At 73.8% G+C, this 26,041-nt stretch carries 26 protein-coding genes; 15 read left to right on the top strand and 11 right to left on the bottom strand.

Going from position 1 to position 26,041, the window contains the following annotated elements; all coding sequences use genetic code 11:
- Positions 1-51: 51 nt before the first annotated feature.
- From H8838_RS19435 to H8838_RS19425, 3 genes are all read left to right on the top strand, one after another.
- On the top strand, positions 52-687 hold the full coding sequence (locus H8838_RS19435) for a hypothetical protein (protein WP_185994254.1): 636 nt from the start codon (positions 52-54) through the stop codon (positions 685-687).
- 114 nt (positions 688-801) lie between these two features.
- The gene (locus tag H8838_RS19430; protein WP_185994255.1) at positions 802-1,695 is read left to right on the top strand and encodes a sigma-70 family RNA polymerase sigma factor; all 894 of its coding nucleotides are present in this window, start codon (positions 802-804) and stop codon (positions 1,693-1,695) included.
- A gap of 83 nt (positions 1,696-1,778) precedes the next feature.
- Positions 1,779-2,015 carry a hypothetical protein gene (locus H8838_RS19425; RefSeq protein WP_185994256.1) on the top strand — a complete coding sequence of 79 codons (237 nt, stop codon included), beginning with the start codon at positions 1,779-1,781 and terminating at the stop codon, positions 2,013-2,015.
- Between the two features lie 42 nt (positions 2,016-2,057).
- Here H8838_RS19425 and H8838_RS19420 read toward each other — a convergent pair whose 3' ends face one another.
- The 4 genes from H8838_RS19420 to H8838_RS19405 all read right to left on the bottom strand — a co-directional run bounded on the left by H8838_RS19420 (position 2,058) and on the right by H8838_RS19405 (position 6,507).
- A complete protein-coding gene (locus tag H8838_RS19420) occupies positions 2,058-3,215 on the bottom strand; it encodes an RNA polymerase sigma factor (protein WP_185994257.1) in 1,158 nt (385 codons plus the stop codon).
- A 43-nt stretch (positions 3,216-3,258) separates the two neighbouring features.
- A complete protein-coding gene (locus tag H8838_RS19415; protein WP_181313219.1) occupies positions 3,259-3,666 on the bottom strand; it encodes a YciI family protein in 408 nt (135 codons plus the stop codon).
- Between the two features lie 137 nt (positions 3,667-3,803).
- Positions 3,804-5,585: a thiamine pyrophosphate-requiring protein gene (locus H8838_RS19410; RefSeq protein ID WP_185994258.1), complete on the bottom strand. Its 1,782-nt coding sequence runs from the start codon at positions 5,583-5,585 to the stop codon at positions 3,804-3,806.
- 55 nt (positions 5,586-5,640) lie between these two features.
- Positions 5,641-6,507: a hypothetical protein gene (locus H8838_RS19405; RefSeq protein WP_185994259.1), complete on the bottom strand. Its 867-nt coding sequence runs from the start codon at positions 6,505-6,507 to the stop codon at positions 5,641-5,643.
- Between the two features lie 168 nt (positions 6,508-6,675).
- Here H8838_RS19405 and H8838_RS19400 point away from each other — a divergent pair, with 168 nt between their 5' ends.
- The 7 genes from H8838_RS19400 to H8838_RS19370 all read left to right on the top strand — a co-directional run bounded on the left by H8838_RS19400 (position 6,676) and on the right by H8838_RS19370 (position 14,055).
- Positions 6,676-7,506: an AAA family ATPase gene (locus H8838_RS19400; RefSeq protein ID WP_219924567.1), complete on the top strand. Its 831-nt coding sequence runs from the start codon at positions 6,676-6,678 to the stop codon at positions 7,504-7,506.
- A gap of 75 nt (positions 7,507-7,581) precedes the next feature.
- Positions 7,582-7,806, top strand: coding sequence for an amphi-Trp domain-containing protein (locus H8838_RS19395; protein WP_181313216.1), 225 nt, complete (start codon positions 7,582-7,584; stop codon positions 7,804-7,806).
- 105 nt (positions 7,807-7,911) lie between these two features.
- The gene (locus H8838_RS19390; RefSeq protein ID WP_185994260.1) at positions 7,912-9,195 is read left to right on the top strand and encodes a hypothetical protein; all 1,284 of its coding nucleotides are present in this window, start codon (positions 7,912-7,914) and stop codon (positions 9,193-9,195) included.
- A complete protein-coding gene (locus tag H8838_RS19385) occupies positions 9,192-10,478 on the top strand; it encodes a hypothetical protein (protein ID WP_185994261.1) in 1,287 nt (428 codons plus the stop codon). Before H8838_RS19390 ends, H8838_RS19385 begins: the two co-directional genes overlap by 4 nt.
- A complete protein-coding gene (locus H8838_RS19380) occupies positions 10,475-11,017 on the top strand; it encodes a hypothetical protein (protein ID WP_185994262.1) in 543 nt (180 codons plus the stop codon). Before H8838_RS19385 ends, H8838_RS19380 begins: the two co-directional genes overlap by 4 nt.
- 93 nt (positions 11,018-11,110) lie before the next feature.
- Positions 11,111-12,223: a PIG-L family deacetylase gene (locus H8838_RS19375; RefSeq protein WP_185994263.1), complete on the top strand. Its 1,113-nt coding sequence runs from the start codon at positions 11,111-11,113 to the stop codon at positions 12,221-12,223.
- Positions 12,223-14,055, top strand: a complete 1,833-nt coding sequence (locus H8838_RS19370) for a sensor histidine kinase (protein ID WP_185994264.1) — start codon at positions 12,223-12,225, stop codon at positions 14,053-14,055. The genes H8838_RS19375 and H8838_RS19370 overlap by 1 nt, the downstream gene beginning before the upstream one ends.
- Here the strand turns inward: H8838_RS19370 and H8838_RS19365 are convergent.
- From H8838_RS19365 to H8838_RS19340, 6 genes are all read right to left on the bottom strand, one after another.
- Positions 14,052-15,194, bottom strand: a complete 1,143-nt coding sequence (locus H8838_RS19365; protein WP_185994265.1) for a hypothetical protein — start codon at positions 15,192-15,194, stop codon at positions 14,052-14,054. The genes H8838_RS19370 and H8838_RS19365 overlap by 4 nt on opposite strands.
- A gap of 14 nt (positions 15,195-15,208) precedes the next feature.
- Positions 15,209-16,486 carry a glycosyltransferase gene (locus tag H8838_RS19360; protein ID WP_185994266.1) on the bottom strand — a complete coding sequence of 426 codons (1,278 nt, stop codon included), beginning with the start codon at positions 16,484-16,486 and terminating at the stop codon, positions 15,209-15,211.
- A gap of 3 nt (positions 16,487-16,489) precedes the next feature.
- On the bottom strand, positions 16,490-17,398 hold the full coding sequence (locus H8838_RS19355; protein ID WP_181313208.1) for an ATP-grasp domain-containing protein: 909 nt from the start codon (positions 17,396-17,398) through the stop codon (positions 16,490-16,492).
- A 147-nt stretch (positions 17,399-17,545) separates the two neighbouring features.
- Positions 17,546-18,589 (bottom strand): NAD(P)-dependent alcohol dehydrogenase, encoded by a 1,044-nt coding sequence (locus H8838_RS19350; RefSeq protein WP_185994267.1) that lies wholly within the window; start codon positions 18,587-18,589, stop codon positions 17,546-17,548.
- A gap of 177 nt (positions 18,590-18,766) precedes the next feature.
- Positions 18,767-19,291 carry a GNAT family N-acetyltransferase gene (locus H8838_RS19345; RefSeq protein ID WP_224766271.1) on the bottom strand — a complete coding sequence of 175 codons (525 nt, stop codon included), beginning with the start codon at positions 19,289-19,291 and terminating at the stop codon, positions 18,767-18,769.
- Positions 19,292-19,312: 21 nt separating this feature from the next.
- Entirely contained in the window at positions 19,313-20,101 is a 789-nt protein-coding gene (locus tag H8838_RS19340; RefSeq protein ID WP_181313206.1) for a class I SAM-dependent methyltransferase, read from the bottom strand.
- 79 nt (positions 20,102-20,180) lie between these two features.
- Here H8838_RS19340 and H8838_RS19335 point away from each other — a divergent pair, with 79 nt between their 5' ends.
- The 5 genes from H8838_RS19335 (at position 20,181) to H8838_RS19315 (ending at position 24,908) form a co-directional block, all read left to right on the top strand.
- The gene (locus H8838_RS19335; RefSeq protein ID WP_181313205.1) at positions 20,181-20,576 is read left to right on the top strand and encodes an MmcQ/YjbR family DNA-binding protein; all 396 of its coding nucleotides are present in this window, start codon (positions 20,181-20,183) and stop codon (positions 20,574-20,576) included.
- A gap of 40 nt (positions 20,577-20,616) precedes the next feature.
- Positions 20,617-21,384, top strand: coding sequence for a GAF and ANTAR domain-containing protein (locus tag H8838_RS19330; RefSeq protein ID WP_185994268.1), 768 nt, complete (start codon positions 20,617-20,619; stop codon positions 21,382-21,384).
- Between the two features lie 220 nt (positions 21,385-21,604).
- Positions 21,605-22,900: a sensor histidine kinase gene (locus tag H8838_RS19325; RefSeq protein ID WP_185994269.1), complete on the top strand. Its 1,296-nt coding sequence runs from the start codon at positions 21,605-21,607 to the stop codon at positions 22,898-22,900.
- Positions 22,897-23,985, top strand: coding sequence for a hypothetical protein (locus H8838_RS19320; protein ID WP_185994270.1), 1,089 nt, complete (start codon positions 22,897-22,899; stop codon positions 23,983-23,985). The genes H8838_RS19325 and H8838_RS19320 overlap by 4 nt, the downstream gene beginning before the upstream one ends.
- Complete coding sequence (locus H8838_RS19315) at positions 23,979-24,908, top strand: methylenetetrahydrofolate reductase (protein WP_224766270.1); 930 nt, start codon at positions 23,979-23,981, stop codon at positions 24,906-24,908. The genes H8838_RS19320 and H8838_RS19315 overlap by 7 nt, the downstream gene beginning before the upstream one ends.
- Here H8838_RS19315 and H8838_RS19310 read toward each other — a convergent pair.
- The gene (locus H8838_RS19310; protein WP_181313201.1) at positions 24,905-26,029 is read right to left on the bottom strand and encodes an AI-2E family transporter; all 1,125 of its coding nucleotides are present in this window, start codon (positions 26,027-26,029) and stop codon (positions 24,905-24,907) included. The genes H8838_RS19315 and H8838_RS19310 overlap by 4 nt on opposite strands.
- Between the last annotated feature and the right edge of the window lie 12 nt (positions 26,030-26,041).

The following is a 26,041-nucleotide window of genomic DNA, read 5'->3' as shown; positions in this document are numbered from 1 at the left end:
TGATCAGCCGACAGTGGGCCGGCCGGTCGGATGGATGAAGAGGAGAATGTGATGCGCGCGACGCTCGACAAGGTTCTGTCCGGGATCGGTCTGCTGCTGGCGGTGGTGCTGGTGGTGGCTGGTGGGTTGATGACCTGGGCCAACGTGTTCATCGGCAACCAGGTGGAGGAGCAGTTCTCCGCCCAGGACATCGTGATGCCGACCCAGGAGGCCATCGACGGCCAGGTCGCCTCGGGTGGGATCAGCAAGGACGACGCGGAGGCGCTGGAGGAGTTCGCTGGCCAGAAGTTGGACAACGGTCCCGCGGCCCGGGCGTACGCCGACCACTACATCCAGGCGCACATGAACGGTCAGGGCGCGGCGCTCAACGACGGTGAGCCGGTCACCTACGAGGAGGCCTCGAGCATCGGCCGGGAGAAGATGGCTGCGGTCGCCGAGAACGCTGACGCCACCGAGGAGGAGGTCGCCGAGGCCCAGGCCTGGATGGACCTGCGGGAGTCGCTGTTCCAGGGCAACACCCTGCGTGGCCTGCTGCTCTACGGCTTCGCCTTCGCCACCATGGGCACCATCGCCGGCTACGCCGCGATCGCCGCCTACGTGGGAGCTGCACTGTTCCTGGTCCTGGGCCTGCTCGGTCTCGCCCACTCGCGCAAGGTCGCCCACGCGGAGGCACGCGCGGAGGCCTGAGCGGTCCGGAAGGTCGGCCCGTCCCCCTTGGGGGGCGGGCCGATCTGCGTTGTGCGGTCACATCCCCCGGGTCCGGATCGTCAGCCATGATGAGAGGGCACCGAGGGAGGGGCGATGGACGGGGAGCACGAGGGGAACGAGTTCGAGACCGAACGGCCGAGGCTGGTGGCGCTGGCGACCCGGCTGCTGGGCGACGCGGACGAGGCACAGGACGTCGTCCAGCAGGCTTGGCTCCGGCTGCACGGCCACCTGACCCGCGACGAGGGAGCCGAGCGCGCGGAGATCGAGAGCCTGCCGGCCTGGCTCACCACCGTGACCACCCGGCTCTGCCTGGACCGGTTGAAGGCGCGGACCCCGGTGCCGGTGGCCGACGTCGAGGCCGAGCTCGAGGCTGAGGCCCGGTCGGCAGGGAGCGCGCCGGACCCCGCCGACGAGGTGGCCCTCTCCGACACCGTCGGGGTGGCGCTCCAGGTCGTGCTCGACCGGCTCACCCCGGCCGAGCGGGTCGCGTTCGTCCTGCACGACACCTTCGGCTTCGAGTTCGCCGCGGTCGCCGCCGTCCTCGACACCACCCCGGCCGCCGCCCGCAAGCTCGCCTCCCGGGCCCGCGCCAAGGTGCGCCAGCCCGTCCCTGAGGACACGCTGGCCCAGTGGGAGGTGGTCGACGCCTTCATGGCGGCCGCCCGGGAAGCTGACTTCGACCGGCTGCTTCGGCTGCTCGCCCCCGACGTCGAGGTCACCGCCGACGACGCGGCCCTGCTGGTCGGGACACCGGAGCGGATCTCCGGCCGGCAGGCGGTGGCGGAGTTCTTCAACGGCGCAGCCCAGGCCGCGCTCCCGGTCGCGGTCGGCGACCGGCCGGGCTCCGCGTGGTTCGACCGCGGCGAGGCGAAGGTGCTCTTCGACTTCACCGTCGAGGACGGCGTCGTCCGCCGGATCACCTTCCGCGCGGACCCCGAGGTGCTGGCCACGTTGGTGCGCCGGGACGGCGGCGTACGGCGTCCCTGAGCCCCTGAGCCGACTGAGTCCCGTCACAACCTCCCGGCGCCGCTCGTCAGGAGGGGAGAAGCACCCACACAGGAGGAACCGAGATGAAGACCATGACCTGCCGCCAGCTCGGCGGACCGTGCGACCTCGCCCACCGCGGCGAGACCGCCGACGACGTGATCAACGCTCAGGACCAGCACCTCAAGGACGCCGAGAAGGCCGGGGACGCCACCCACCAGCCCGCCCGCGACGAGATGAAGGGCCGCTGGCGGCACCCGAAGAAGTCGCTCGGGTGGTACCGCGAGATGAAGGAGACCTTCGCCGGCCTGCCGGAGGGGTGACCCCGTGGTGACCGGGCGCTGACCCGACGCCGGCCCGCCGGCTCACCCGCCCTGCGGGCGCGCCGCGGCGTTGAGCCGGGCCGCCTGCCGGGTCAGGTGGTCGCGCTCGGGGGCGGCCGAGGCCGTCCTGGCCGCCTCGGCGTACAGATGCGCTGCCCGGGCGAGGTCCCCGGCGCGCTCGTGCAGGTAGGCCTCGGCCGCGGTACGGCGGGGGAGTGCGGGGTCGACCGAGGAGAGGGCGGCGAGGCCGGCTCGCGGGCCGTCGGCCTCGCCGACGGCGACCGCGCGGTTGAGCCTGACCACCGGGCTGTCGGTCAGCCGCGCGAGCTCGTCGTACCACTCCACGACCTGCACCCAGTCGGTCTCTGCGGTGCTCGGCGCATCGGCGTGCAGCGCCGCGATTGCCGCCTGCGCCTGGAACTCGCCGAGCCGGTCCCTGGCCAGCGCGGCCTGGAGGATCCCGATCCCCTCGGCGATCATCGCGGTGTCCCACCGGCGGCGGTCCTGCTCGGCGAGCGGGACGAGGGCGCCGGTGGCGGTGGTGCGCGCGGCCCGGCGAGCGTGGTGCAGCAGCATCAGCGCCAGCAGGCCGGAGACCTCGGGATGGTCGACCGCCGCGGCCAGTTGCCGGGTCAGCCGGATCGCCTCCGCGGCGAGGTCGACGTCGCCGGAGTAGCCCTCGTTGAAGACCAGGTAGAGGACGCGCAGCACCGTGGCCACGTCGCCGGGCCGGTCCAGGCGCTGCCCGGCCACCACCCGCTTGGCCCGGGTGATCCGTTGCGCCATCGTCGCCTCCGGCACCAGGTAGGCCCGGGCGATCTGCCGGGTGGTGAGCCCGCCGACCGCGCGCAGGGTCAGCGCGACCGCGGACGACGGGGCCAGCGACGGGTGCGCGCAGAGGAAGTAGAGCCACAAGGTGTCGTCCCGGCCCGAGACGGGTCCCGGGTCCGCCGCCCGGAGGACGACCTCCTCCTCGCGGCGCCTGCGGGCGGACTCGGCGCGGGTCACGTCGACGAACCGGCGCCAGGCCGCCGTGACCAGCCAGCCCTTGGGGTCCCGCGGCACATCGTCCGGCCACACCCGGACCGCCGCGGCCAGCGCCTCCTGTACGGCGTCCTCGGCCGCCGCGAAGTCAGCCCCGCGACGGACCAGGACGCCGATCACCTCGGGGGTCAGGCGCCGCAGGATGCTCTCGTCCACCCCGCTCACCGCCAGGCCCGCGCACGCACCTGTCGTCAGCCCCTCACTCGGTGACGACCGGGGGTGCGGAGAGGAACGGGCGCACCTCGAGCCACTCCCGGATCGGCTCCCCGCCGGGGCCAGGGGCCGCAGACAGCTCCCCGGCGAGCGCGACGGCGCGGTCGTAGGAGTCGACGTCGATCACGAACCAGCCGGCGATCAGGTCCTTGGTCTCCGCGAACGGGCCGTCGGTCACCGGCGGCCGGCCCTCCCCGTCGTACCGGACGAACGCGCCCTCCGGCGCGACCGCCTGGCCGTCGACGTACTCCCCGGTCTCCTCCAGCCGGGCGGCGAAGTCACCCATGAACTGCATGTGCGCCGCGACCTCCTCGGGCCGCCACTGGTCCATGGGCACGTCCATCAGCGGCTCCGGGCCACCGCGGTAGTGCTTGAGCAGCAGGTACTTGGCCATCTCGATCTCCCTCGGTTCTGGGCGACCAGTCTGGTCGCCTTCACCCCGGGGACGGAACAGTCTCGGCGATCTCGACAGGCTCAGCGCCCTCGGACCAGCCGACCGGGCCAGACAGAGCGCCGCTCGTCGAGCTCCGGTCAGTCCCCCTCCTGGCGGGCCTGCTCGTCGAGCAGCGCCCGCGCTCGCTCGCCGTCCTCCTCCTGCGCCAGCGCCCGGCGGAAGCTCTCCAGCTTCTCCTCCCCTCCCGGGAACGGCGGGAGCAGCGGCACGTCCGGATCCACCACCGCCTCCAGCACGACGGGGCGGTCTGCCGAGAGCGCGCGGTCCCAGGCGGCGTCGACCTCCTCGGGGCGCTCGATCCGGATGCCGGTGAGGCCGAGCAGCTCGGCGTACCCGGCGTAGGGGAAGTCCGGCAGTGACTGGCTGGCGTCGTAGCGCGGGTCGCCCTCGGTCTCGCGCTGCTCCCAGGTGACCTCGGCGAGGTCGCGGTTGTGCAGCACCAGGACGACGAATCGCGGGTCCGCCCACTCGCGCCACCGGTGCGCGACCGTGATCAGCTCCGCGACGCCGTTCATCTGCATCGCGCCGTCGCCGGCCAGGGCCACCAGCGGCCGGTCCGGCGACTCGAGCTTGGCCGCCAGGCCGTAGGGGAGCGCCGAGCCCATCGAGGCCAGCGTCGAGGAGAGGTGGGCCGGGACGCCGGGGGGCAGGGTGAGGTGCCGGGCGTACCAGTAGGTGATCGAGCCGACGTCCACACTGACCTGGGCGTCGGCCGGCAGCCGCGGCGTCAGGGCGCGCACCACCCGCTCAGGGCTGAGCGGCACCGCGTCGCTGCCGGCGCGCTCCTCGGCGACCCCGTGCCAGCGCGTCACCTGGTCGACGACCTGGTCGTGCCACGTCCGGTCCGCGCGCTCCTCGAGCAGCGGCAGCAGCGCAGCCAGCGTCTCCGCGGCGTCGCCGACCAGGCCCACCTCGACCGGGTAGCGGTTGCCCACGTGCCGTCCGTCGAGGTCGACCTGGACCGCGCGGGCCTGTCCTGGGGCGGGGTAGAACTCCGTCCACGGGTCGTTGCTGCCGACGACCAACAGGGTGTCGCACTGGTCCATCAGCCATCCCGAGGCGGTGGTGCCCAGGTGACCCATCACGCCGCAGCTGGTGGGCAGCGTCTCGTCCCACCACGGCTTGCCGAGCAGGCTGGTGGTCACCCCGCCGCCGAGCCGCTCGGCCACGGCGCGGACCTGGTCGCCGGCGTCGCGGGCCCCCTGGCCCACGAGCAGCGCCACCCGCTGGCCGGCGTTGAGAACCGCGGCGGCCTCGGCGAGGTCCTCGTCCGCGGCCAGCACCCGCGGTGGGCGCCACGAAGGCGCCGTCGGGACCACACCGTGCTCGTGCGGAGGCTCCTCGGGGGCCGGCTCGGCCTGCACGTCGTGCGGCAGGATCACCACGCAGGGCGAGCGGGTGGCCAGCGCGGTGCGGAACGCGCGGTCGAGCACCATCGCCGCCTGCTCGGGTGCCAGCACCGCCTGCACGTACTGGGCGGCGACGTCCTTGAACAGGCTGGTGAGGTCGATCTCCTGCTGGTACTCCGCGCCCAGCGCGGTCGTGGGCTGCTGGCCGACGATCGCCACCACCGGCTGGTGGTCGAGCTTGGCGTCGTACAGGCCGTTGAGCAGGTGCACCGCGCCGGGACCCTGGGTGCTGACCATCACCCCGACGCCCCCGGTGTACTTCGCGTGCCCGACCGCCATCAGCGCGGCGTTCTCCTCGTGCCGCGCCTGCACGAACTCAGGGTCGCCGCCGGCGCGGCGCAGGGCGCCCATCACCGGGTTGATGCCGTCACCCGAGTAGCCGAAGAGCCGATCGACGCCCCAGGCGCGCAGTCGCTCCACCACCAGGTCGGCCACGAGTCGCTCAGCCATGCGTTCCTCCTTCGCCGGGACGGGATCGGTGCCCAACCGTCGCCATGGCCATGCGTCACCGACCGGCTGACCGGCCCCCGCGGACGACCCCCCAGAGCAGGCAGGCGGCGGCCACGACGAGTCCTGCGGCGCCGACGGTCAGCGCCGCGGTCTCCAGAGGTGGGGTGAGGGCGTCGAAGACCGCGCGCGCGATCACCGGCGACGTGCCGTCGTCGCGCAGCTCGTCCAGCTCGCGCTCCCGCACCAGGGCTGCGCCCGCGAGCACCACCCCCATGGAGACCGCGACTCCCAGCCCGCACCAGCCGAGGACCCGGGCCCGGGCCACCAGCACGGAGGCGAGCAGGAGCAGCACGCTCGCGGCCAGCAGCCACCAGGCCCAGTCGTCGACGAAGCGGGCCACCGAGACCGCCTCGCCGACCTCGGGGGAGCGGACCAGCACGAACGAGGCGTCGACGTCGGGGATCTGGTCTGCCAGCGGTACGCCGTCCGCGACCAGGCGCTGCTTGATCTCCGCGACCAGGGGCCCGAGCTCGAGCCGCACCGTGGTCTGGTCGAACGCGACGCCGGAGTCCTCGCCGCGTACCGCCTCCATGGTGGGCTCGTGCGCGGTGCGTACGGCGGTCCGCCAGGTGTCGGCGAACGTGTCGGTGGCGACCAGCCGGGCGAACTGGTCCTCGATCAGCTCCCGTCCCGGCGAGAGGAGCGGGGCGCGGGCCACGACCGCGTCGGTCAGCTCGACGGCCACCTGCTCCCGCACCGCCGGCTCCTCGATCACCGGGGCCACCGCGGCGGTGAACCGGTCGGTGTCCAGCAGCGTCCGGTCCGCCCAGGTGGCCGGCAGTGCGGCCGTCAGCACGACCAGCCCCGCGACCATCAGCGCCCAGGAGACCAGTCCCACCCTCGGCGTCCGCGCAGCAGCCATGCCCCGAGTCTGCCCGCCTCCCGGTGGCGGGCAGGGGGCTTCGGGCACCGGCCGGGCGCCGCGTGTGGTGGGGAGGGTCCGATCGGGAGGGGTGCCCGACGTGGGTCCGGACCGTAGGCTCGGGCGCAGTTCAGCAGCCAGACAGCCAGCCGCGACCCAGGAGCCCTCGTGCCGCACCCCGTCTCGCGCACTGCCACCCGCCTCCGGACGATCCTGCCCGGCGGCCTGCCGGGCCCGGGGCGCAGCGCCCTCGGCGCCACCGTCGCCGGCGGGGTGCTGACCGGGCTCGCCGCGACCCCCGAACGGGTGGGCCGGCTCTTCCGGCGCCGCTTCCCGGTGGTCGCCGTCACCGGGATGACCGGGGTGGGCAAGACCCAGCTCGCCGACCGGCTCTCCCGGCGCACCTCCGGCGGCGGCACCGCCGAGGTCGGCTCTGCGGTGATGGAGCGGCGTACCCGGCGCTCGCGGCGGCTGCAGGGCTTCCGGTTCCTGGTGGTCCCCGGCGACAACGCCGCCACCCGCCTCGGCGCGCTCGACGAGGTCTTCCACGACGAGCCGGTCGACGGGGTGGTGCACGTGGTGGCGTGGGGCCACGCGACGCCGCGTCGTACGGCGGGCACGTCGGGGGCCGCGACCGCCTCGCGGGAGGAGCAGCTCGCCGCCGAGCTGGAGGACTGGACGATCACCGCGCACCGGATCGCCTCGATGGCGGTGCGTCGGGACAAGCCGGTCTGGCTGGTGATCGCGGTGACCAAGACCGACCTCTACCCCGAGCAGGTCGACGAGGCGATGCGCTACTACTCGCCCGGCAGCGGCTCGCCGTTCGCCGAGAAGCTCGACGAGCTGCGCGCGCTGGCGGGCGGGGCGCGGCTCTCGGTCGACGTGCTGCCCGTCTCCAGCCAGGGCGGCGACCGTCGCTCCGCGCTGCCGACCAAGCAGGCGACCGCGATGGTGGACGCCCTGGCCACCCGGCTCTCCCAGCTGAGCGGCCACGTCTGACCCGGCCCGGTGGGGTCGGGGGATACGGTCTGGGCATCATCCGACCCGCACGGGTCAGGACCAGAGGAGAGACACGTGAGCGACGAGCTGCTCGAGATCGACCAGTCCCAGACGATGCGCCGCGAGGAGGCCGCCGCCAAGCTGCACGCCCTGGCCGACGCGCTGGCTCGCCACAACTCCGTGGAGTTCGAGAAGAACGGTCACCGGATCACCGTCGACGTGCCCGACCAGGTGCACCTGAACATCGAGCTCGAGATCGGCGGCGACGAGAACGAGCTGGAGATCGAGCTCACCTGGTGAGCCCGGCCTGACCCGGCCCACCCCGGCGGGCCGCCGGAGCGGCTTGAGAGACTGACGCGGTTTCGACACAGCCGACGCCAGCCCGACGCCCGCCGGAGGAGACCCGTGGCCGACCCCGACCTCGACGCCGTCGTGGCCGACCTGCGCGAGGCCGGGGTGCACCTGGGCCCAGGCACGCAGACCTGGATCGACTCGGAGCAGCTGGCCGCGATCACCGCGACTGCGCGTGAGGCCGATGTCCCGCTCTACCTGGTCCTCGTCGAGCCGCCCGAGCAGGGCGGCGGCATCCACCACGGCGACGACCTGCTCGTCCGGGTGCACGACGCCGGCGGTCCCGACGGCCTCTACGTCGGGGTCAACAACGTCTGGCGGCACCTGGACGACAGCGCCACCGGCTACCCGCGGCTGCCCAACGGGTCCGGTCTCAACCTGGCAGTGCGCCAGTGGGGCGAGGTCGACGGCTCGACCGACCTGACCGACGACGTCGAGCTGGTGCTGACCGCCGGCAACGTGCAGCCCGACGGGGTGGGGACGCCGTACGAGCTGGGGGACGGTCTGCTCCGGGTGGTCGAGAGCCTCGCCGCCGGCGACTTCCGCGAGACGGTCACCGACGCGCGGGAGGGCCGGACCGTCGCGCTGGACCGCTCGCGGGAGGAGCGCTCCTCGACCTCAGCCGACGGCCGCGCGACCCCCGGCGACGACGGCACAGGCGCGGCCGAGCTGGTGACCCTCGCGCTGGTCGCCGTGGTGCTGCTGGTCGCCGGCCGGCGGCTGCTGGCCGCGATCCGCGACCGCCGTACCGCGCCGCGGACCTTCGCGCTGCCAGACTCGGTGCTCGAGCGGGTCCGCGCCGCCGGTGAAGCCGAGCTGGTACGCCGCGCCCGCAAGGACGTGCTCGCCCTCGGCGAGGCGATCGACGCCGCCGAGCTGCGCGGCTCCGACAGCGCCGCCTGGGCGGCGGCGCTGGACCACTACGAGGTCGCGGGCCGGGTGCTGCCCGCGGACGCAGCGGCCGGCGAGGTCGACCCGCTGGACGCCGTGGGCGCGATCGTCCTGGCGGCCCGGGGCCAGGAGGCGCTGGCGGCGGCCAAGCGGGGCAAGGCGTTCGCCCCGACCACCCCGTGCTTCCTCAACCCGCTGCACGGCCGGGCCCGGGGGGACCGCACGCTGGAGCACGAGGGCCGAACGGTGAAGGCGCCGGTGTGCCAGGCCTGCCGTCGCGACCTGGGGGCCGGACGACGTCCGGACATCCTCGACGTGGTGGTGCGCGGGCGCCCCGAGCACTACTTCGAGACCGACCGTGAACCCTGGGCCTCCACCGGCTTCGGTGCGCTGGAACCGGACCTCGTGCGCCGACTGCGCAGCCGCCCCGGGGGCCGCTCCCGATGAGCACGCCGGCCCCCGGCAGCGACCGGGCCGGGCTGGACCAGATCGTCGAGGCGCTGCGCGAGGACCCCGTGCTGGTCCACCCGCTCTTCGGCAACGGGCGGACCGAGGAAGTCCGCGAGGGCCTGCGTGAGATCGTCGACGAGGCCGGCTTCCCGGCGTACGTCGTGCTGGCGCCACCGCCGCCGGGCCTCTCCGGCGACGACCCCGACCGCGAGCTCGCCACCCTGCTGCAGGACCGGCTCGGGGGCGACGGCGTCTTCGTGGTGCACACCGACCCGATGGCCCACGGGGCGGAGGTGGTCGGCTTCGGCGACGTGCCCGAGCAGACGCTGCTCAGCCAGGCCTGGCTCGACCACGCGCCGCGCGGCGGCGCGACCTCCGAGCCGAGCCTGCCGGGACGGGTGGCTCGCGACCTCACGGTGCTCAGCCGGGAGGGGGAGATCGGCGGGGGCGAGTACCGCTCGTTCGCCGAGGAGACCCCGTGGGCGGCGCCGGCGCGGTGGGAGCCCGGCTCCGGGTCCTCGGCACCCGTCGACCCTGCCGTGGCGGCGATGGTCGCGTTCGGTGTCGTCGCCGCGGGCTCCTGGCTGCTGATGCGCGCGGTCGCCCGGTGGCGAGCGGCCCGGCGCGAGCCGCAGCCGACGCCCGGACCCGCCCGCAGGCCCGCCCGTCGACCCGGCGGAGTGCCCGCCGGGCAGGCGCTTCCCGGACCCGCCGAGGTCCGCGCCACCGCGGAGGCCGAGCTCGACGCGCTGGCGGCCCGCCGGTCCGGCACGGACGCGACCCGGCCGGACGAGCCGGACTTCCGGGTCCTGGTCGACGGCTCCTACGACGCGGCGCGAGCGATCCTGGCGCGCTGTGGCACCGCCGACTCCGACCTGGCCGACCTGGTGGGCGCCCTGGTGCTGGTCCGGACCGCCGACCGGGCACTGGCCGGTGCTCCCGCGCGTGCAGGGAGGAAGGGGAAGGGGCGTCGCGGTGCGGCGACGCCGTACCGCCCGTGCTTCTTCGACCCCCGGCACGGCGAGGGTGTGCACCGGCGCAGCGTGCCTGTGGCCGACACCCGGCTCGAGGTGCCGGTCTGCGGCCGGTGCCGGGCGGTGGCCGAGGACGCCCTGCGCCCGATGCGCGTGCCCGCCGGCCTGCTGGGGCGCACGCGGCCCTGGTACGAGCAGGACTCCGTGTGGGCACGCACCGGGTACGGCGCCTTCGTCGAGGAGCTGTGGCACCAGGTGGCGGCCGAGGAGCGGGTCCGGGAGCAGGCACGGGGGCTGGGCCGATGAGGGCCGCCCTGCTCCGGCTGGTGCTGGCGCTGCTGCTGGGCGCCGGGGCAGCCCTGGGCGTCCTGACCTGGCTGGAGGATGCCGACGAGCGGGCCTTCGGTGGTGCGGGCGACCGGGTGCTGGCGGCGGTCGAGGGGTTGCGCGACGACCGGGTGCACGTGAGCGACGACGGCCGTCCGCTGCTCGACGAGCAGGGGGAGGCGGCGATCGCCGCAGCCATCGCGGAGCGTGACCTGCCGATCTACGTGGTGGTCTGGCAGGAGAGCCGGGCGGCCGGCTACGACTCCCCGAACCAGGCCGCCGAGCAGATGCTGCACCTGCTGGACGAGCCCGCGGCGCTGGTGCTGTGGCAGGGCCCGGACTCCAGCACGACCCGGACCTGGCCCGGCCACCGGGTCGTCTTCACCGGGACCGACGGCACCCCGGTCCGGGCTCAGCCGGAGTACCTCGGCGACGCCGCGCTGCGCCTGCCGGAGTGGCTCGCGCAGCTGCCCGACGAGCCGCTGCAGGCACTGCAGGCCCCCGAGGCGCGGGGCTGACGAGCCCCGCCCGTCCCCGGGACCTCCGACCCGTGTGGTCCCGGGCCTCCCGTGCCTACGGTGGAGGCCCGACGAGCGCGGAGGTGTCACCCCATGGCCGAGGAGCAGCTGAGGGCGCTGGTGCTGGAGGACGCCGAGGACTCGGCCGCCTTCATCCGGATCGCGCTGACCCGCCACGGGGGATTCGCCGTCGACGTGGCCGGGACCGCCGACGAGGCGCTCGCCCTGCTGAGGCCTGGCGCGTACGACGTGCTGATCAGCGACATCATGCTGCCCGGCCGCTCCGGGCTGGAGATCCTGCCGACCGTGCGGCGGGTCGACCCCGACCTGGCGATCATCATCCTGACCGCGTACCCGACCTTCGACAATGCGGTCGTGGCGCTCCGCGAGTCCGCCGACGAGTTCCTCACCAAGCCGGTGCCGACCAGCGCCCTGGTCGAACGGGCCACCGAGCTGGCACGGGTGACCCGCCAGCGCCGGGGTGGGAAGCAGCAGCGGGTGCTGGCGGTCGGGTCCCACCCCGACGACGTGGAGATCGGCATCGGGGCGACCCTGGCCGCGCACGCCGCCGCCGGCGACGACCTGACGATCATGATCATGTCCGGTGGCGCGGTCGGCGGCGACACCCAGGACCGCCGCAGCGAGGCGGCCAACGCAGCCGCGGTGGTCGGTGCCCGGCTGATCCACCTGGAGTACCCCGACACCCACCTGGTCCCCGCGGAGGGCCTGATCACCTCGGTGGAGCAGGTCGTCGCGGCAGTGGATCCGGACCGGATCTACACCCACGGGGTCCACGACCGGCACCAGGACCACCGGGCCGTGCACTCCGCGGTCGAGATCGGCGCCCGTGGGGTCCCCTCGATCTGGTGCTTCCAGAGCCCGTCGTCGACGGTGGACTTCGCGCCCAACCGGTTCGTCGACGTCGAGGGGTTCGTCGAGACCAAGCTGAAGATGCTGGCGGCGTTCGTCTCCCAGTCGCACCGGGAGTACATGCAGCCCGACGTCGTCCGGACGACCGCGCGCTACTGGGCACGGTTCAGCCCGGCCCGGGAGGTGGAGCCGTTGGAGACCGTGCGGGCCACCGACACCCTGGTCCCCGCCCACGCGGTCACCGGGCAGCCCGCGATGGACGGGCAGGGGGCCGACACCGGTCACGGCTACGAGGAGGACGCCGGCGCCGGGGGCGGCGACACCGGGCGGGAGTGATGCTCTCCGAGGCGGTGGAGCGGATGCGGGCACGCGGCTCCCACCTGTGGGAGTACGGCTTCACCCCCCAGGGAGCGGCCGTGCGGCAGCTCCCGATCACCGTGGTCTACCTGCTGACCGTCGCCCTGGTCCCGCTGGCGGTCACCCCGCGTCACCCGGTACTGCTGGTGGTGGGCGCGGCGCTGGTCGTCGCCATGCAGGTCGCCGCCGCGCTCGTGCCGTGGGCTCGGCTCGCACGGGGTTGGCGGTACCTCCTGGTCGTGCCACCCCTGCTGGCGGCCGCGCTGATCGACCTCGGGGCGGGGCAGGAGCGCGGCAGCCTGGACTTCCTGCTCTTCCTGCCGGCGATCAACCTGGCGCTGGCCCCCGGCCTCCTGGGTGTGGGCCTGGCGCTCGTCGGGTTCTCCCTGGTCCTGTTCGTGCCGGTGCTCCTGATCCCGGACCCGGACTTCCCGTTCGTCCGGGCCCTGCTCACGCTGCTCATCCTCACCGTCGTGGTGCTGGGGCTGCACGCCACCGCGGACACGGTGCGCCGGCAGGCCCGTGAGCTCGAGGAGGCTCGCGACGAGGTGGAGGCGGCCGCCCGCGACCTGCGCCGCTCCCGCGACCTGCTGCGCAGCGTCCTCGCCGCGGCGACGGAGCAGGCGATCGTCGCCACCGACGAGGACGGGGTGGTGCTGCTGGCGAACGCCGGCGCCGAGCGGTTGCTCGGGGTCCCTCAGGAGCAGCTGGTCGGCACCCGGCTCGGGGACCTGTCCGGCACGCTCCGCCGCCAGGACGCGCCGCCCGAGGGCGGAGGCGGTGGTCCCGGGCGCCCCCTGAGCCTGCCGCAGGAGGAGGTGGCGGTGGGGGAGACCGAGGTCGGCCAGCTCGTGCGGACCATGCCCGACGGCAGCGAGCGCCACCTCGAGTACGTCGCCACCCGCCGCCCGGGCCTGGAGACGGCCGACGACCCGCTCCCGCCCGGCTACCTCTTCGTCGTCACCGACACCACCGAGCGGCACGCCGAGGAGCGGGCGCGGGAGAGGCTCTTGAGCATGGTGAGCCACGAGCTGCGGACGCCGCTGGTCTCGATCCTGGGCTACCTCGACCTCCTGCAGCTGGAGGGCGACCGGCTCGACGAGGAGCAGCGTTCCTACCTGGAGGTGATCGCGCGCAACGCCCGACGGCTCCGAGCCCTGGTCGACGACCTGCTGCTGCGGGCCCGGGCTGCCTCGGGGCTGCCGATGACGCCCGAGCTGATCGACGTGGCGGACGTCCTGCACGCCTCGGTCGCCAGCGAGACACCGATGGCCCGGGGCGCCGAGGTCGCCCTGGAGGTCACCGGGGACGCCTCCGTGCCGCTCGTCTCCGACGCGGAGCGCCTGCGGCACGTGGTGGACAACCTGATCAGCAACGCGCTCAAGTACAGCGGCCCCGGCAGTCGGATCGAGGTCAGTGCCGAGCGCGCCCAGGGGCCCCAGGGGCAGCGGGCCGCCCGGATCCGGGTGGCGGACCAGGGGGCGGGGATCGCGCCGGACGAGCTGCCGCGGCTCACCGAGCCCTTCTTCCGGAGCTCGGACAGTCGCCGTCGCCAGGTCCCCGGCCTGGGGCTCGGCCTCTCGGTGGCCAAGTCGGTGGTCGAGCAGCACGGGGGGACGCTGAGCATCACCAGCCAGCTGGGCGAGGGGACCCAGGTCGAGGCCCTGCTCCCCGACCTTCCGCTCAGGCAACCCGAGCAGCCCGAGCAGCCTGAGCAACCCCAGCAACCCCAGCAGCCCGAGCAGCCCGAGCAGCCTGAGCAACCCCAGCAACCCCAGCAGCCCGAGCAGCCCGAGCAGCAGGGTGCCTAGTCGGAGCCGGCGTCCTCGGCCTCGGGGGCCCACACGGAGGCGAGCGCCGACCACGCGGCGTCCGACATCAGTCGCAGCGGGGTCACGTTGACGCTGGTGATCCCGTGGGTCTGGGCGGCGCGGACCGAGTCGACGAGCCGTGCTGGCGTGATTGCCTCCTCGACGTTGCCCCCGGGGCCCTTGACCCAGAGCCCGACGGAGATGGTGAAGCGCGACATGTCCAACCCTGCGGCCTCCAGCCCGGCGGTCACCTCCTCGATCTCCGCTGGGTCGCGGGTCTCGTAGACGTAGGCCCAGAGCACCAGCCGGTCGACCGCCTCGAGGAGCACGGAGTAGTCGTGACCGCTGCCCAGGGAGCCGACCGCCGGGTTCTCCCAGTCGAGCCGTACGTCCATCGCCAGCTCGATCTGGGCCCCGCGCCCGCCGTCGACCTCGTCCAGCGCGGCCCGCATCCGGCCCATCAGCCCGGCCAGCACCTCGGCCCGCCAGGCGGTCAGGGTCGCGCCGTCCTCGTCGATCTGCCCGTCGCGGGTGCGTGGCCAGTCCTGCTCGCCGGTCATCTCCCGGAAGAGCGCGAAGTCTTCGTCGCCGAAGGTGTAGCGGTTGAGGAAGAGCTCGGTGACCGCGATCTGGCTCGGCTCGTAGCGGGCGCCCAGCGCCGCCACGTAGTCGACCAGCCGGTCGCCCACCTCGCCCTCGGCCAGCTGGCTGGCCGAGGCCTGGTACGGCGACCGGGCGCCGTCCACGGAGACGCCCGCGACCTCCGGCTCCTCCTCGATCCAGGACGGCACGTAGGCGTCGACGATCAGCGCGATCGGCCGGGGAGCGCCGTCCGCGGTCTGCGAGAGTGCGCTGGCGGCGCGCTTGATGTGGTCGAAGCCCGGCTGGGCCGCCGCGTCCGGGTGCTCGTCCCAGTCGAAGGCGGTGAACTCCACCCGCCCGGCGTTGAGGTCGACGGCGGTCGCGCCCACCTGGTCGAGCCGGTCGTCGATGGCCCGCCAGTTCGTCGTCGGGTCGACCAGGGTGTCGAAGTCGACGCTGAGCGAGCGGAGCTGGTCGGGGCGCTCGTCAGGACGCAACGTGGGCAGCTCCTCCCAGGGGCGGGCGATCAGCAGGGTGGCGGTCAGCGTGAGGACCATCGGCACGACGAGGATCAGGAGCCAGGGCCATCGTCGTCTCGGACTTCCGCCACTGACACGGTCCCGGTGCGTTCGAGCTTGTTCCATCGGTTCTCCGCGTTGCCGAGCTCGAGCCTGACGGCGTCGAGCATGACGAAGGTCATCAGGGTCGAGTAGAGCGGCCACAGCACGACCGTCCACAGGTAGCGCAGGTCGCCCAGGGCCCGGTCGAGCAGGCAGGCGAGCAGCAGCAGCCCCAGCGCCAGCGGGATGCCCAGCACCACCACCCAGACCCACCACCCGTCGGGCAGCCACCGGGTGCCGTCGACCGCCACCAGGGCGACCAGCGCGACCAGCCCGGCGACCTGCGCGAACGGGGCGACGAGCTGGCTGCCGGCGTTGAAGAGCAGGTAGAGGCCAAACCGGCCGTACCGCGGGTTGCCCAGCACCGTCCAGTGCATCGAGGTGACCTGGAGCAGGCCGCGGGCCCAGCGCACCCGCTGGCGCCACAGGCCGCGCAGGGTGGAGGGGGACTCGGCGTACACCAGGGCGTCGGGGGCGAACGCCACCTGGAACCCGGCCCGGTGCACCCGCCAGGTGAGCTCGAGGTCCTCGCCGAGGGTGTCGGTGCGCAGCGGCCCGGTGCGCGCCAGCACGTCGCGGCGGAAGGCGCCGCTGTTGCCCGAGACGATCGGCAGGCAGCCGAGGACGTCGAGGGCGCGTCGCATCAGCCCGGTCCCGACGTGGCTGATCAGCGCGAGCAGGCGGGTCTGCACCCGGTCGAGGTTGACCGGGCGGTCGTTGCCGCAGACCGCGCCGATGCCCGGACCGCGGAAGCCGCGCAGCATCCGCACGACCGTGTCGGGACGGAACAGCCCGTCGGCATCCACCAGGATCAGCACGTCCCCGCGGGCGGTGGCGATCCCGGTGTTGAGCGCCGCGCCCTTGCCGGCGTTCTCCTGCCGCAGCGCGGTCACCCGGCCGGGGTGTGCCTCCGCGATCCGGACCATCCGCGTGAAGGTGTCGTCGGGGGACCCGTCGTCCACGCAGACCACCTCGAGCCGGGGGTAGTCGCTGCGCAGCACCGACTGCAGGCAGTTGTCGATCACCACCCCCTCACGGAAGGCGGGCACCACCACGCTGACCAGCGGCGGCTCGGCGAAGTAGGGCCCGCAGCCCGCCGGGCCCGGCGACCGGCGGCGCTGCCGGAGCTCGAAGAGGACCGCGCACGGCACCAGCAGCAGCCGGATCACCGCCAGCAGGGCCAGCGGGAGGGCGATGACCAGGAGGAAGGCGGCCAGGAGGGAGAGCATCTCTCATCCGGGCCACTGCTCGAGGACGCAGCCGAGCAGCTCGGGAGCCTCGGCGCAGACCGCCCCGAACCGCGCGTTGACCTCGAGCACCACCGGGGAGCCGTCCGTCGTCCGGCGGACGTCGAGGTCGATCGGCCCGACCAGGTCCAGCGCGGTCACCGCCGCCGCCGCGACCTGGGCGACGTCCGGGGCGGCACCGTCCGGCAGCCGGGTCACCGACGTCGCGTTGCCCACCCGGCCCTGCTTGCGTCCGGTCTTCTCCAGCACCACCACGACGCACGCCCCGGTCGCCGGGGACCGGTAGACCTGCGGGCTGTACTCGGTGCCCGGGGCGAAGGACTGCACCACCCAGGAGCCGTCGAGCTGCTGCCAGGCCGGGTCGTCGGCCGCCTCCACGACGTGCACCCCGCGTCCGCCCCGGGCCACCCGCGGCTTGACGACGAACGGGCCACCGGCCCAGGCCAGGGCGTCCTCAGCAGAGCCGAGACGGTCCGCGGCCCCGAACTGCGGCACCGGCACCCCGGCGCGGTCCAGCGCCCACATGGTGAGCAGCTTGTCGGAGGCGATCGCGGCCGAGGCGGGCGCGGAGAGCACCAGGAGGCTGCCCAGTCCGGTGGCCGCGCCGAGCGTCGCGAGGCGAGGCAACTCCTCGGCGACGGTGGGCAGCACCAGGTCCGGCCCGATCCGGCTGAGCAGCTCGATCATCGCCTGCTCGTAGTCGTGGTCGAGCGCCCCGGTGACCGGGCCGACCTGCTCGTAGCCGGGGACCTCGGCCGGGGCCAGGTCGACCCCCAGCACCCGCAGTCCTGCGGCGTCGGGGGTCCGCGCCAGCTGCGCGCCGAGGGTGCGACCCGCAGGACCGGCGGCACCGGTCACCAGGATCGTCCGGCGCTGATCGGCGGCGGCGCTCATCCCTCGACTGTAGGCACCGGCCCGGGCCGGGACCAGGGTCTCCGGTCCCGGCCCGAGCGCGGGTGGCTGAGCAGGCGTCAGCCCTGGTGGATCAGCGTGGGTGGATCAACCCGGAGTGATCAGCGTGGGTGGATCAACCCAGGACGATCAACCCAGGGTCGAGGTGTCGATCACGACCCGGTAGCGCACGTCGCCGTCGACCACCCGGTCGTAGGCCTCGTCGACCTGGTCGGCGGAGATCGTCTCGATCGTCGCGCCGATCCCGTGCTCGGCGCAGAAGTCGAGCATCTCCTGGGTCGCCGGGATGCCGCCGATGTTGGAGCCGGCGATCGACCGGCTGCCGCCGATCAGCATGCCCGGCGGCACCTCGAAGGCGCTCGGCGGCAGACCCACGTTGACCAGGGTGCCGAGGGGCTTGAGCAGCCGCAGGTAGCTGGCGATCGGCAGGTCCGCGCTGACGGTGTTGATGATGACGTCGAAGGAGCTCCGCAAGGGCTTGAGGTTCTCGGCGTCCTCGGTCGCGGCGTACGACGTGGCGCCCAGCTCCTCGGCGTCCTTGCGCTTGGCCTCGCTCCGGCTCAGCACCGTGACCTCGGCGCCCAGCGCGGCGGCCAGCTTGACCGCCATGTGGCCCAGGCCGCCCAGACCGATCACCGCGACCTTGCTGCCGGGGCCGACGCCGTAGCGGCGCAGCGGGCTCCAGGTGGTGATGCCGGCGCAGAGCAGCGGCGCGGCCTCGTCCAGGCCGATGCCGTCGGGGATGTTGACCGCGAACCGCTCGGAGACGACGACCTGCTGGGCGTAGCCGCCCTTGGTCTCCTCACCGTCGTAGCCGCGGCCGTTGTAGGTCATCACCGCGCCCTTCTCGCAGTACTGCTCCTGGCCGTCCTTGCAGTACTCGCACTCGCCGCAGCTGTCGACCATGCAGCCGACGCCCACCCGGTCGCCGACCTGGTGGCTGGTCACGCCGGGCCCGACCGCGGCCACGGTGCCCGCGATCTCGTGGCCGGGGACCATCGGGAAGATGGCCTTGCCCCACTCCTCCCGGACCTGGTGGATGTCGCTGTGGCAGATGCCGGCGTAGGCGATGTCGATGAGGATGTCGTCGTCGCGGAGCTCGCGGTGCTGGATGGTCCGCTGCTCGAAGGGGGCGCCCGCGGAGGGCGCCACGAGGGCGCGCGTGGTGGTCATCGGGCCAGTGAAGCAGACCGCCCCCAAGCGGCCGGGGTCCAGCCTGACCGGGCCGGCCGAGCCCGTCGGCTTGCTCACATCCTGACCCGCCAGCCCGCCAGCCCGCCAGCCCGCCAGCCCGCCAGCCCGCCAGCCCGCCAGCCCGCCAGCCCGCCAGCCCGCCAGCCCGCCAGCCCGTCAGCCAGTCAGCGTCAGCTCCATCGGTAGGTGCGGGATGTCGTCCTCGAGGTAGTCCGGGCCCGTCCGGACGAAGCCGAACCGGGCGTACCAGTGCTCGAGGTAGGTCTGGGCGCCGATCCGCACCGTCCTGGGACCGGTGCCGGTCCGGGCCCGGTCAGCGATCCGGTCCAGCGCCGCGGTGAGCAGCCGGGCGGCGTACCCGTGCCCACGCTGGTCGGCCCGGGTGACGACCCGACCGATCGCGGTGGCGTCGGGGTCCTCGAGCACGCGCAGGGCGGCCAGCACCTCACCGTGCTGCTCGAGCCACACGTGGACGGTGCCGGGCTCGTCGTCGCGGCCGTCGATGTCGGGGTAGGCGCACGCCTGCTCGACCACGAAGACGTCGACGCGGAGCCGGAGCAGGGCGTAGAGCTCCGCGGTGGTCAGCTGGTCGAACCGGGCCTCGCGCAGGACGGGCTCGCTGGTCGTGGACTCGGGCTCGGGCTCGGGCTCGGACTCGGACTCGGACGGGGAGGAGGACACGCCTTCGACGATAGTCCGCGGTCAGGCCCGGCACAGCAGCTCGCCGTGCAGCACGGAGAACCAGCCGTCGGGGTCGACCGCCCACCGGCGCCAGCCGCCGGAGATCCGCTCCAGGTCCGCGCGCGTCGCACGGCCCTCGTCGACCAGCTGGTCGGCCATCGCCGAGTCGAGGATCCGGTCGGCCCACATGCCGCCCCACCACGCCCGGTCGGCCTCGTCGGCGAAGCACCAGGTGGAGGAGGTCGCGGTGATCTCCTCGAACCCGGCCGCGCGCGCCCAGGAGAGCAGTCGTCGCCCGGCGTCCGGCTCGCCCCCGTTGGCCCGCGCCGCCTCCTGGTAGAGCGCCATCCACTCGTCGAGCTCCGGCAGCACCGGGAACCAGGTGAACCCGCGGTAGTCGCTGTCGCGGACCGCGACCAGGCCGCCCGGTCGGGTGACCCGGCGTATCTCCCGCAGCGCCTGGACCGGGTCGGCGACGTGCTGGAGGACCTGGTGGGCGTGCGCGACGTCGAAGGCGTCGTCGGGCAGGTCGAGCGCGTGCACGTCCTGGACCTCGAAGCGCATGGTCACGCCGCGCTCCGCCGCGAGCGCCCGGCTGAGCGACAACGCCTCCTCGCTGATCTCGGTGGCGGTCACCGACGCCACCCGGCCGGCCAGGTCGACGCTGATCGTGCCCGGGCCCGCTCCGACGTCGAGCAGCGTCATGTCGGGCCGCAGGTGCGGGAGCAGGTGCGGAGCGGAGTTCTCCGCGGTGCGCCACCGGTGGGAGCGCAGGACGGACTCGGCATGGCCGTGGGTGTACCGGTTCATCCGGCGATCGTGGCAGAGGCGACCGGCGGCCAGGCCCGTGTCCAGCCCCGGTGTCCGTGGCGCGTGGCAGGCTCGGAGCATGGCACTCGCTGACCGGCCCCTGGTCCCGGAGGAATGGGTGACCCGGATCGACCGGGTGCTCGCCGCGTTGCCCTCGTGTCGCCAGGAGCCCGCCTGGACCGGCGTCCGGTGGCGGGTGGGGAACGCCACGGTGGCCCACGTGTTCGGCGGCGAGGACCAGCGGTTCCGAATCACCTTCCGCGGCGAGCCCGACGAGGTGGCGGCGTTCGAGCACCTCGGCGACCCCTACTTCAAGGTCGGATGGGGCGGCAACGTGATCGGGCTGCTGCTCGACGAGGCGACCGACTGGGAGGAGCTGACCGAGCTGCTCACCGACTCCTACTGCGTCCAGGCACCGGCCTCCCTCGCGGCGCAAGTGGCCCGGCCCACACCGGGCACGGGTCCGGACCGGTGAGTCTGTGCGGTCCGCGTGTGTTGGCCTCATACTCACTGACGTGCAGGAGCAGATCCCCGAGGAAGTCACCAAGGCCATGAGCGCGCTGGCCGAGATCCTCTACGGCCGAACCGACTACGACGAGATCTACGCCGAGATCTCGTCCCTGACCGTCGAGCTGGTGCCCGGCTGCGACCACGCGGCCATCGCCATCCTGCGCGGCGGCCGCGAGCTGACCGTGCACGGAGCGACCAGCGCGGTCGCCCAGCTGGCTGAGCAGATCCAGGGCGAGCTGCGCGAGGGCCCCTGCTTCGACGCGATCGTCGACGAGGCGTTCCAGATGGACTCCGACCTCACCGTCGATCCCACGTGGCCGGCGTTCAGCGCCCGGGTCCTGGCGGAGACCCCGGTACGCGGCGGGATCGGCTACCGGATCCGGGTGGGCGACCAGATGGCCGGCTCCCTCAACCTCTTCTCGGAGACGCCGGGCGCGCTGGACGAGGGCTCGGCCCGGCTCGGGGCCCTGCTGGCCGCCTTCGCCTCGGTCACCCTCGCGGGGGCTGCGGAGCACCGGCGGGCCGAGAGCCTGCGCGAGGGACTGCTCAGCAACCGGGTGATCGGCAAGGCCACCGGGATCCTCATGGTGGCCCACGGCATCTCCGACGAGGAGGCCTTCCGGGTGCTGCGCCAGGCCTCCCAGGACCTGAACATCAAGCTCGCCCAGATCGCCGCCCGGGTGGTCGAGGACCAGGTCCGGGGGGTCCAGGTCATGCCCGGATCCGAAGCCGGTGAGGGGCCCGCGCGAGATTCTCGTGCGCAGAGTGACTAATCCGGGTGAGGGCGGAGCGTTGGTGGGTACTTGTAGTCCACAGTGGCCGCCGTACTCCAGCAGAGAGGGTGCGGCGGCCACGTACACCCTCTCGGACACCCGTCCAGACCATTGAGGTCTGCGATCCCCGCTTTCCCCGAACCTAGGACGAGTACCCGCCGGTAACCGTACGGTCGTGGCGGATGCCCTGGCCCGGGGCCCGTGCGAGAGAGCCCTCACGATGACCACCCCCCTGGACGCCGAGCTGACCGAGCAGGTCCGTCTGGCCGCCGCGTCGCGGGCGATCGTCCGTGCGGTGAGCTCCGAGCTGGCGCTGAACCGCGTCGTCGAGGTCTCCCAGCGCGCGATCCTCGCGGGCTTCCGCGCCTCCGGGGTCTGGATCCAGGTCTTCAAGGGGGAGGACGAGCTCGGGCAGGACTCCACGCGCAGCTCCCGCGGCCTCGACCTGGAGCTCTCCTACGAGCTCAAGCTGATCGGCCGCACCGTCGCCCGCGCGGTCTGGGAGAGTCGCGAGGTCGCGGTCTTCGAGGGACACATGTCGCCGGCCGGGGTGCTCTCGGTGCGCGAGCAGCAGCGGATCCGCGACCTGATGCGCGAGCTCTCGATCACCCGGTTGCTCTGTGTGCCGCTGGGCGACGGCGAGGAGTGCCTGGGCGCCCTGGTGCTGAGCCGGCACGACACCGACGACGGCTGGACGCCGGGCGAGCAGCGGGCAGCCCTCGACATCGGGCGCGACCTCGGGCGGGCGCTGGCCACCGCTCGGGCCTTCGAGAAGGAGCGCCGGATCGTCGCCGAGCTGCGGGAGGTCAACGGCTACAAGGCCCGGCTGATCGCCACGCTGGCCCACGAGCTGAAGAACCCGCTGACCGCGATCCTGGGGCACGCCGAGCTGCTGGACGGCGACCCGGACCTGGCCCGCGGCGTCCTGCACTCGGTGGAGGTGATCGGACGCGGCGGGAAGCGGATGCAGCGGCTGGTGGAGGACCTGCTCGTGCTCTCCCGCACCGCCGAGGAGGCAGAGGCGTTCGAGCCCGCCCCGGTCGATGTGGCCGCGTTGGTCGAGGACGTCGCCGAGCTCATCGGGGTCGAGCTGCTGCGCAAGGACCTGACCCTGCGACGGGACCTGCCCGGCACGCCCGTGCAGGCCTGGGGCGAGCGCCCCCAGCTCGAGCTGGTCGTCACCAACCTGCTCAGCAACGCGGTCAAGTACACCCCCGCCGGCGGGACCATCTGGGTGCGCCTGGAGGACCGCGACGAGCAGCTGGTCCTCGAGGTCGCCGACACCGGGATGGGGATGTCCGAGCAGGACCAGGCGCACCTGTTCCAGGAGTTCTTCCGCTCCACCAACCCCGAGGCGCTCGCGATCCCCGGCAGTGGCCTCGGGCTCTCGATCGTCCGGCAGGCCGTGGAGCGGCACGGAGGGACGATCACGGTCAGCTCGAGGCTGGGGGAGGGGACCACGTTCGTGGTCACGCTGCCGGCCTCGCCACCGGTGGATGAGACCCTGGCGGGGTGAGGGAACCCACCGGCCGCGCGCTCCGTCCCACTGGCATGCCCGCCTTCTTCCGCACCGTCCTGCCCCGTACTGGCCTGCCTCGTACGGGCCTGTCCCGTACCGGCCTGCCCCGTCGTGGCCCGCTCTCCGCTCGTCCCACCGCCGCGGCGGCGGCCGGCCTGCTGGGCCTGGCCCTGCTGGCCGGGTGCGGCACCGACGACGGGTCCTCCGGCTCCGGCGGGACCGGGACGGAGGCCTCGGCCTCCCCGAGCGACGAGCTGGCCGAGTCGGCGGGCGAGGTCTGCCCGGCCGACCTGCCCGAGCCCGACGAGGCGGACCAGTCCCGGCTGGGCGAGCCCGCGGCCTCCGCCCCGGCGCTGTCCGACGCCCAGCAGGCGTGGGTCTGCCGCTACGAGCCGTCGGTCGGCAGCGCGGAGGAGAGCGGTGGCTCGACCTGGCAGCGGGTGGGCACGGCACAGGCCGTCGACCCCGACAGCCTGCCGCGGATCGACAAGGCGCTCGCGGGGCTGGTCCCGGCCGAGCCGGACCGGGCCTGCACGATGGAGCTCGGACCCCGGCGGGTGCTGGTGATCGCCCACGAGGGCGACCTGACCGGCGTGGTCGTTGACGACTTCGGCTGCCGCGAGGTGCGGCTGACCTCGGCGCCCGCGGACCGGGTTGCGGGTCTCGACAAGGCCGAGGGCATCGTCCCGGGCGTCCTCTCCGCGCCCGACGACCTCGTCGCCTTCCTGCGGGCGATGGACCAGCCGGTGATCGAGCCCGGGCCCGGTGCTTCCGGTGGCCAGCCGGGTGAGCAGGACCAGGCGCACCAGCAGCGCTGGGAGGCGATGACCGCGCGGCTCGACTGCGCCGGCGGCCCCCCGTCGGTCTTCATGAGCGGGCGGCCGGCCGAGCCTGCCGCCACCACGACCCTGCGGGAGGCGGCTGCGTCGTGGCTGAAGACGGGCGGCGAGCTGCGTGTCGACTCCCGCACCACCAGCCAGGCCGAGCTCTCGGTGCTGGTCGACGGCAAGGTGGTCGTCGTGCTGGCCGCGACGCGCGCGGCCAGCGGGGGCTGGTTCGTGGAGGGCGGGGCCGAGTGCTGAACGGACCAGAGCTGGTCGCCTCGCTGGCGGACCGGCGGGGCGGCGTCGTCCTCTTCGGGCTGACCCCGCCACGCAGCACCAGCACCCCGGAGAAGGTGCAGGAGGTCGCCGACCGCACCCTGGAACGGCTGGCCGGGCTCGACCTCGACGGCATCGTGCTCTACGACATCGACGACGAGAGCGACCGCAACGCTGCCGAGCGGCCCTTCCCGTTCGCCTCCACGATCGACCCGGCCGAGTTCGCCGAGCGCCTGGTGGGCTGGGAGAAGCCGGTGGTCATCTACCGCTGCGTCGGCAAGTACGAGGAGGAGCACCTCACCGGCTGGCTGCGCGCCCAGGACGCCGACCGGGTGCTGACCGTCTTCGTCGGCGCGTCCTCCCGTGGCAAGCCGGTCCGCACCAGCCTGCCCCGGGCCCAGGAGCTGCGTACCGAGCACCGCCCGGACCTGATGCTCGGGGCCGTCGCGATCCCCGAGCGGCACGTCGACCGGGGCGGCGAGGACGCCCGGCTGCTGGCCAAGCAGGCGCGCGGCTGCTCGTTCTTCATCACCCAGGTCGTCTACGACCTCAACGCCGCCAAGGACCTGCTCTCGGACTACACCTACGCGTGCCGGGAGGAGGGCGTGGCGCCGGTCCCGGTGCTCTTCACCCTCTCGGTCTGCGGGTCGGCCAAGACCCTGGACTTCCTCCAGTGGCTCGGCGTCCGTGTCCCGCGGTGGATCCAGAACGAGCTGCGGCACACCGAGGACACCCTGGCCGAGTCGTTCGACCAGTGCCTGGCCACGGCCACCGAGCTGGTCGCCTTCGCGGACCGGCTCGGGGCGCCGATCGGGTTCAACGTGGAGAGCGTCGCCGTACGCCGTGCCGAGATCGAGGCGTCCGTCGAGCTGGCCGCGCGGGTCCGGGCGCTGCTGCCCCGCTAGCCGGTCTGCTCCGCGTCCAGCTCGACCGGTGGCCCCTCACCGGTCTCGGCGTCGAGCTGCTCCCGGGCGTAGCGCACCAGCGAGACCGTGACCGCGAGCAGCGGCACCGACAGGAACATCCCGACGATGCCCGCCAGTGCGCCACCGGCCGTGACCGCGAGGATCACCAGCGCGGGGTGCATCGACAGGGTGCGCCCGACCAGGAGCGGCTGGAGCACGTTGCCCTCCAGCTGCTGGACGATCACGATCAGGATCACCACGATCAGCGCGTTCGTCGGCCCGTCGGTGACCAGCGCGACCAGCGCCGCGATCGCCCCGGTGAGGAACGCCCCGATGATCGGGATGAAGGCACCGAAGAAGATCAGCACCGAGAGCGGGAGCGCGAAGGGAACGCCGAGGACGGCCAGGCCGATGCCGATCGCGACCGCGTCGACCAGGCCGACCGCGGCCTGGGCCTTGATGAAGCCGCTGAGGGTGGTCCAGAGCCGCTGAGCGACCTCGGCGACGTGCGGCGCCGCGCGGTCACCGGCCAGGTCCCGGGCCCAGGGGATGAACTTCGGCCCGTCCTTGAGGAAGAAGAAGCAGAGCACCAGCGCGAGCACGGTGGTGATCAGGTACGACGTCGCCGTGCTGACCCCGGTCAGCACGCCGCTGGCGATGGAGCTGGCGTTGCCCTGCGCCTGCTCCATCACCTGGGTGAAGAGGTCGTTGATCTGCTCGCTGTCGACGTAGAACGGCTCGCCGGCGATCAGGTCGCGCAGCTCCTCGATCCCCTCGATCGCGGCGTCGGAGACCTCCTTCCACTGCCCCATGACCTGCGGGGCGAGTACGAAGACCAGGCCCACCAGCGCGCCGATCCCTGCCAGCAGGGAGATCAGGGCGGCGAGCGAGTCCGGCATCACCTTGCGCAGCTGCCGGGTCGGCGGCCACAGCACGGTGGCCAGCAGCAGACCCAGCACCACGGGCAGGGTGACGTCCCAGATCTTGCCGAGCACCCAGAAGAGGACCACGGTCGCGGCGCCGATCAGCAGGAAGCGCAGCGCCCAGGACGCCATCCGCCCGCCGACCCGGTCGAGCACGTCGCCCCGGGTCGGCGGCGGAGGCGGAGCCGCCGGCGGCATCGGCGGGGTGGC

Origin of the sequence: Nocardioides campestrisoli (assembly GCF_013624435.2) — a bacterium.
GTDB classification, from domain to species: domain Bacteria; phylum Actinomycetota; class Actinomycetes; order Propionibacteriales; family Nocardioidaceae; genus Nocardioides; species Nocardioides campestrisoli.
Note: the sequence above shows the minus strand (reverse complement) of the source record. Positions and strands in the feature narration are given on the sequence as shown.